The sequence below is a fragment of the Desulfobacter latus genome, assembly GCF_013389365.1.
GTDB classification, from domain to species: domain Bacteria; phylum Desulfobacterota; class Desulfobacteria; order Desulfobacterales; family Desulfobacteraceae; genus Desulfobacter; species Desulfobacter latus.
The window spans coordinates 1-6,829 of sequence record NZ_JACADJ010000114.1 but is presented as its reverse complement, the minus strand read 5'-3'; the positions used below and the strand labels follow the sequence as shown (position 1 = coordinate 6,829).

General features: G+C 50.5%; 6 protein-coding genes. 1 reads left to right on the top strand and 5 read right to left on the bottom strand.

The annotated features are described in order from the left end of the window. Positions 1–215 precede the first annotated feature (215 nt). From HXW94_RS17840 to HXW94_RS17820, 5 genes are read right to left on the bottom strand one after another with little or no spacing between them, the layout of a single operon-like run. On the bottom strand, positions 216–857 hold the full coding sequence (locus HXW94_RS17840) for an L-threonylcarbamoyladenylate synthase (protein ID WP_178368249.1): 642 nt from the start codon (positions 855–857) through the stop codon (positions 216–218). A gap of 25 nt (positions 858–882) precedes the next feature. Continuing rightward, the gene (gene purD / locus HXW94_RS17835) at positions 883–2,646 is read right to left on the bottom strand and encodes a phosphoribosylamine--glycine ligase (protein WP_178368248.1); all 1,764 of its coding nucleotides are present in this window, start codon (positions 2,644–2,646) and stop codon (positions 883–885) included. Continuing rightward, complete coding sequence (locus HXW94_RS17830; protein ID WP_178368247.1) at positions 2,643–3,602, bottom strand: D-alanine--D-alanine ligase family protein; 960 nt, start codon at positions 3,600–3,602, stop codon at positions 2,643–2,645. Before HXW94_RS17830 ends, purD begins: the two co-directional genes overlap by 4 nt. Before the next feature lie 29 nt (positions 3,603–3,631). Next, positions 3,632–4,144, bottom strand: a complete 513-nt coding sequence (locus HXW94_RS17825) for an SHOCT domain-containing protein (RefSeq protein WP_178368246.1) — start codon at positions 4,142–4,144, stop codon at positions 3,632–3,634. Next, complete coding sequence (locus HXW94_RS17820; protein WP_218576799.1) at positions 4,141–4,323, bottom strand: hypothetical protein; 183 nt, start codon at positions 4,321–4,323, stop codon at positions 4,141–4,143. The genes HXW94_RS17825 and HXW94_RS17820 overlap by 4 nt, the downstream gene beginning before the upstream one ends. A 182-nt stretch (positions 4,324–4,505) precedes the next feature. Here HXW94_RS17820 and fusA point away from each other — a divergent pair, with 182 nt between their 5' ends. After that, complete coding sequence (gene fusA / locus HXW94_RS17815; protein ID WP_178368244.1) at positions 4,506–6,539, top strand: elongation factor G; 2,034 nt, start codon at positions 4,506–4,508, stop codon at positions 6,537–6,539. Positions 6,540–6,829: the final 290 nt, after the last annotated feature.

The window sequence follows — 6,829 nt, the reverse complement described above, 5'->3', positions numbered from 1 at the left end:
TTGTTCAATTCTAAAGTACACTAAAGGAACGTGCTGTTCACAGTATTTTTTTTAAAAAATAATTTTCAGCATCTCAAAAACACATTTTGATTTTACGAAGTGTCAAACGGAAAATGAAGGATGCCGATTTTTTTTCGGTTTTGTTAGTGTTTTTTTTCATTCAATATTAATCACCCACCACTTATCCTTGTACTTGAAGTTGCACCGGTTGACGGTCAATCTTTCAGGCAGGCATAAATGTCTGTGGCTGGGATCGCTCCCCGGCGCAGGATTCCGGGCGGTGTGCAGGTGACATCAACAATTGTTGAACCGGCACCGCCTTTAACCGGACCTGCGTCCAGAATTAAGTCTACTTTTTTCATAATTTCAGGACATAGCATATCTGTTCGGTTGCATCCGGGCCGGCCGGACAGGTTAGCGCTGGTGCCGGTGACCGGAAAATCAACACTGTTGACCAACGCCCTGGCTATCGGGTGTCCGGGCAGGCGAATGCCCAGTTTTTTGCTTCCTGCGGTAAGTTTGAGGTTAATATTATCTGCCGCATCAAAAACCAGGGTCAGGCCGCCGGGCCAGAATTGGTCCATGAGTCTCCGGGCTTTGTCCGGAACCCTAGTCACAAGGCCGTCAAGCTGGTCCGTATTTTTTATTAATACCAGAATCGGATTGTTGCGGGGGCGCTGTTTGAGCTGGAACACCGTTTCAACGGCATCGGCGGACAGGGCGTTGGCCGCCACCCCGTAAAGGCAGGCCGCCGGAAAAATAACCAGGCCGCCGGTTTTAAGAATGCCGGCGGCCTGGTTTATGACAGCAGGGTCCGGGTGGTCTTTGTCCACCCGGATGATTTTATTCCGGACCATTTTTTTAAGAAATCTTAAATTATAATCAGGCAAAAGATGCCGCTTTTTGTGCCACCTTATCTGCCATGTCCTTTTTAAATGCCGCCAGTTTCTCCGCCACCACCGGATCAGACACCCCGATGATCTGGGCCGCGGTGATGCCGGCATTATGGGCCCCGGATTTACCAATGGCCATGGTGGAAACCGGAATACCGGGGGGCATCTGCACCGTTGCTAAAAGCGCGTCCATGCCTTGAAGGGCACTGGAATCAATGGGAACACCCAACACAGGCAGGGTGGTGTGGGCGGCAATGACACCGGCCAGATGTGCCGCATGTCCTGCCCCGCAAATGAGTACTTTGAGCCCCTGTTCCCGGGCCCGGTTCGCCAGCTGCACGGCCTTTTCAGGGGTCCTGTGGGCGGATGCCACAGTGACATAGTAAGGGATGTCGAATTTTTTGAGCATGACCAGGGCGCTTTTCATTACCGAAAAATCGGAGTCGGATCCCATGATCACACCGACCTGGGGCGGGATGGCCATGCGTTTCAATGCTTTGGCCCCAATATCCGTTCTTTTAAAGCAGTCTTTAAAATTAATTTTGTCACAGGCGTCATAGGCCGTATTAATGGCATCTTCAACCGTATCGCCCAAGGATGTCACCCCAAGTACCCGGCCGCCGGATGCCACGACTTTACCGTTATCCATGGCCGTACCGGCATGGAATACCACGGTATCCTTAACCCCATTGGCTTGATCCAGCCCTGTGATCTCATGGCCTTTTTCGTAAGATCCCGGGTATCCGCCGGCAGCAATGACCACACACATGGCTGCCCGTGGATCAATTTTGATTGTATGGTTGTGCAGGGTGCCGTTGCAGCAGGCTTCCATCAAAGGCACGATGTCGTTTTTCAACCGCATGAGGATGGGCTGGGTTTCAGGATCACCAAGACGGGTGTTGAACTCCAACACTTTGATGTTATCTTTGTCCACCATTAATCCGGCATAGAGTACCCCTCTAAAGGGTGTACCTTCCTGGGCCATGCCTTTTACGGCCGGGATCATCACCTCTTCCATGGCTTTTGTGCGCAACAGGTGATCCAGCACAGGTGCCGGAGAGTATGCGCCCATGCCGCCGGTATTGGGGCCTTGGTCATCATCAAATATCCGTTTGTGGTCCTGGGATTCGGGCAGGGCAAGCACTGTGTTGCCGTCTGTGAAAACAATAAAGGAGGCTTCCTCGCCTTTAAGACACTCCTCCACCACCACTACGGCGCCGGCATCACCAAATTTGTTGCCGTCCAGCATATCATCAATGGCGGTATTTGCCTCTTCAAGACTTGTACAGACAATGACGCCCTTGCCGGCGGCCAACCCGTCCGCCTTGACCACGCAGGGTGCGCCCAGGGCTTTTGCATAAAGCTTGGCCCGCCCTGGATCGGTAAAGGCTTTGCCCGCAGCACAGGGTATCCCGTACTTGAGCATATGATTTTTGGAAAATACCTTGGAGCCTTCAAGCTGTGCTGCGGCGCCGGACGGACCGAACACGGCCAGGCCCTTTTCTTCAAAACGATCTGCAATGCCGGCCACCAGCGGCCCTTCGGGACCCACAACCGTCAGGTCAATCTGATTTTCTTCGGCAAATGCCGCCAGGGCGTCAATATCTTCAGCACCGATACTCACATTTTCAGCCAGGGTTGCAGTGCCTGCATTTCCCGGAGCACAGTATATTTTATCTACAAACGGACTTTGGGCAATTTTCCAGACCAGGGTATGTTCCCGGCCACCGCTGCCGACTACAAGGATTTTCATCGGGCTCTCCTTAAATTCTTTCTTTTGTTTTCTTCTATGGCAAGTTCAATGAGTTTGTCCAAGAGGACGCCGAATTCATAGCCCGCTTTGGCTGCGGACTGGGGGTAAAGACTTGTGGCTGTCATGCCGGGGATGGTGTTGGTTTCAAGGACATGCAGTTCACCGTCCAAAAGCAGCATGTCTGTTCTGGAGTAGCCTTTAAGAAACAGGGTCCTGTGGGCTTCAACCGCTAACTCCTGTACCCGCCGGGTGGTCTGTTCATCAATGCGGGCCGGGCAAATTTCGTTGGTCTCTCCTGCCACATATTTGGCCTGGTAATCAAAAAAATCATGGCCCTTGCCGGGGACTATTTCAATGACGGGCAGGGCCTCAAGGTCCTGGTTGCCCAGAACCCCGCAGGTCAGTTCCGTGCCCTTGATATATTGCTCAAGGATCAAGGTGTCATCGTTTTGAAACCCTTTTTCAATGGCTTGGGGCAGATCTTTTTCATCCGAGATAATGCTCATGCCCATCGAAGAACCGGCGCAGGCCGGTTTGACCACAATGGGAAGTCCAAGGTCTTTTAATTTGTCGGGATCCGGAACCGGCGCATGGGTAAAAATGGATAGATAGTCAGGGGTCGGGATGCCTGCCTGGCGGTAAAGTGTTTTGGCGATCAGTTTGTTCATGGCAACAGCTGATCCCAGAACACCCGCCCCCTGATAAGGAATGTTTAAAAGATCCAGAAGCCCCTGAACCGTACCGTCTTCACCAAAGGGACCATGGAGAATCACAAGGGCCGCATCAATATCCGGTGCATCTGATACCAATTTTTTCAGATCAAATTGGGGATCATACCGTCTAATGTCGTATTTTTCTTTATCAAGGGCCTCAAATACCTGATTCCCACTGTTTAAGGATACGTCCCGTTCCGTGGACATCCCACCGGATAACAGAGCCAGGCTGATTTTTTTCATACCGCTTTCCTTTGGTTCCTACTGGATGATCAGCCCTGGATGATTTTCTGCCGCGCTTTTTCGAACTCTTTTCTGGAGATCAGATCCTTTTCATAAAGTCCGTTGAGTTCCAGCATTTTTCGTTCGGCCCTGTCACCAGCGCTTTCGATAAGCTGGTCATCCGAATCCGAAAGCCGGTCATCGGTATAGGGGGAAAGGCTGGTGGCGTCCGGCAGCAAGGGATGCTCTTTGGCTTTAATTTCAAAGGACGCAAGGCCGCCAAGCAGTCGTATCTCAACAGCCCTGTCCTGGAATTCCGGCATGCCCAGCACCTCGCTTAGGGAGGAAGAGGTTTCTCTCATTCTGTGGTAAACGATCCAGGCAATGGCAAGCACCAGAATGGCAATGCCGCCCATGATCCATGGAAGATAGTGATAGATGCCTTTGAACAACACCGCGGTAACGCCGATGCCGGCCAGAAGAAACACATGGAGCAGCAGTATAAAATAGGCAACAAAAATGTTTTTAAATACTCCGTCTTTGTCTTTTTTACGTATACTCATTTTATTTTTCTCAATAATGAAGTTCTGTACTGGTCCCGGGCCAGGGTGTTGCCGGGTCCGGTTGAGCGGACCGCATCAAGCTTGGCCATCAGGTAATTTAGTTTTTTGTGCAGCTTTGCCTGATCCGCGGATGTCTGCCCGGCCTGGTCCATAAGTTCTCGTACATGGGTCATCTGCATAATATTATGGACGCCTCCGGTGGATTGGTTGCTGCGTAATGCAGGCCATACAGGCCAACATAAAGAACATAAATTCTATTAAATCAGGCTGTGTTTTGCAAGCTATTTTCTTGACACCTAAAGGACAATATTGTATCACCTCTATGCTGAATATTAAGTTAATTATAATTAGATATAAACCTATGAGCAAACCAAAAAATATATCAAAAATCAGAAATATCGGGATCATGGCCCACATTGACGCGGGCAAGACCACGGTGACGGAGCGCATTCTCTATTACACGGGAAGGTCCCATAAAATCGGTGAAGTCCATGACGGCGAAGCCACCATGGACTGGATGCAGGATGAGCAGGACCGGGGGATTACCATTACCTCTGCCGTAACCTACTGCCAGTGGAAAACGGCCAGCATTCAGATCATCGACACCCCGGGCCATGTGGATTTCACCGTGGAGGTGGAACGGGCTTTGCGGGTCCTGGACGGGGCCATTGGTGTATTTTGCGCCGTGGGCGGGGTGGAACCCCAGTCCGAAACAGTCTGGCGCCAGGCAGACCGGTACAAGGTCCCGAGAATGGCCTTTATCAATAAAATGGACCGCACCGGTGCTGATTTTTTTGCCGCCTGTGATTCCATCCGAGAAAAGCTGTCTGCCAATCCTGTGATGATCCAGGTGCCCATCGGGGCCGAGGACCGTTTCCAGGGCGTTATTGATCTTTTGACCATGGAGCAGATCGCTTGGAACGATGAAACATTGGGCGCCGAATACACCGCCGGGCCGATTGACAATGCGTTCCGGGAACTGGCCGAAGAATATCGGGACAAGCTGCTTGAAGCCGTGTCTGAACTTGATGATGACATTATGGAAAAATACCTGGGCGAAGAAGATATTTCAGTGGATGAGCTCCGAGCCGCCATCCGGGCTGCGACTATTCGCCGGGATATGGTGCCTGTGCTTTGCGGATCTGCCCTGAAGAACAAAGGGATTCAGCCGCTTCTGGACGCCATTGAGTATTACCTGCCAAGCCCCAAGGACGTTCCCCCGGTTAAGGGCGAGCATCCTGACACCGGAGACATCCTTGAGTTCAAGCCGGAGAAAAACGGTCCGCTGGCTGCCCTGATTTTTAAGGTATCCATGATCGAAGGCCGCAAGCTCTCCTTTGCCCGGATTTATTCAGGAAAAATTGCTTCGGGCGGGGATGTGTTTAACCCGGCCCTGAAACGCAAGGAGAAACTGTCCAGAATTTTAAGAATGCACGCCAACAAGCGCGAGCGCCTGGATGAGGCCTCAGCCGGTGATATTGTCGGTATTGTGGGGCTTAAAAATTCCGTTACCGGCGATACCCTGTGCAATCCGGACCATCCGGTATTTCTGGAAAAAATGGAATATGCACAGCCGGTTATCTCCATTGCCATTGAGCCCAAAACCCATGCAGACCAGGAAAAGCTTGATGATGTGCTGGAAAAATTCATGATTGAGGACCCCACCCTTAAAGTGAGCAAGGAGGAGGAGACCGGCCAGACCATTTTGTCGGGCATGGGGGAACTTCATCTTGAAATCATTATTTCAAGGATGATCAAGGAATTTAACACCAGTGTGAATGTGGGTAAACCCCAGGTGGTTTACCGGGAAATCATTACAGCACCGGCAAGGGGACAGGCCGTATTTGAGCAGGAAATCCAGGGCAAATCCCATTATGCCAATGTCACGGTGGCGCTCAATCCCATGGTGCGGGGCCAGGGGGTTACCTTTAAGTCTCTTGCGCCCGAGGAAAAAATTGCCCCCCAATATATTCAAAATATTGAGACCGGAATCAGGGGAAGCCTGGATGGCGGGTTCCTCAAAGGATATCCCATCGTAGACGTTGAGATTGTGCTGGTTGACGGATTCAGCGAGGAAGGAAAAACATCAGAACTGGGGTTTGGGGTCTGTGCGTCCATGGCCGTAAAAGAGGCCCTGAAAAATGCAAAAATGGCCCTGCTTGAACCCATCATGGATGTGGAGGTGTTTGTACCGGATGCCAACATGGGGGATGCCATTGCAGATCTCAATGCCAGGGGGGGCAGGGTGGAATCCATCACCCCGAAATCCGATATCCAGGTCGTTAAAGCCGTGGTGCCCTTGTCAAGGATGTTTGGTTACTCCACGGCCCTTCGTTCCGCCACCCAGGGCCGGGGGACCTTTACCATGCAGTTTAAAAGTTTTGATACGGTGTGATATAAAAAGTGATTAGACATAAAAAATCGTCCGGACGATCCTCTCCGCAAACAGAGGATGAATTGAAAGAGATTGCTCCCGGCTATCCTATGACAAAAATTTTACGATGAAAATTACATCCAAGTTTTCTTAAGCGACTGTTAAAAAGGAAATAATTTGAAATTTGGGCATCCTTCATTTTCCGTTTGACACTTCGTAAAATCAAAATGTGTTTTTGAGATGCTGAAAATTATTTTTTAAAAAAAATACTGTGAACAGCACGTTCCTTTAGTGTACTTTAGAATTGAACA

What these genes read in the sequence shown, in the direction of transcription:
- HXW94_RS17825 (WP_178368246.1), bottom strand. Translation starts at nt 4,144, where the DNA reads ATGAGTATACGTAAAAAAGACAAAGACGGAGTATTTAAAAACATTTTT.
- HXW94_RS17820 (WP_218576799.1), bottom strand. Translation starts at nt 4,323, where the DNA reads ATGCAGATGACCCATGTACGAGAACTTATGGACCAGGCCGGGCAGACA.
- HXW94_RS17840 (WP_178368249.1), bottom strand. Translation starts at nt 857, where the DNA reads ATGGTCCGGAATAAAATCATCCGGGTGGACAAAGACCACCCGGACCCT.
- HXW94_RS17830 (WP_178368247.1), bottom strand. Translation starts at nt 3,602, where the DNA reads ATGAAAAAAATCAGCCTGGCTCTGTTATCCGGTGGGATGTCCACGGAA.
- purD (WP_178368248.1), bottom strand. Translation starts at nt 2,646, where the DNA reads ATGAAAATCCTTGTAGTCGGCAGCGGTGGCCGGGAACATACCCTGGTC.
- fusA (WP_178368244.1), top strand. Translation starts at nt 4,506, where the DNA reads ATGAGCAAACCAAAAAATATATCAAAAATCAGAAATATCGGGATCATG.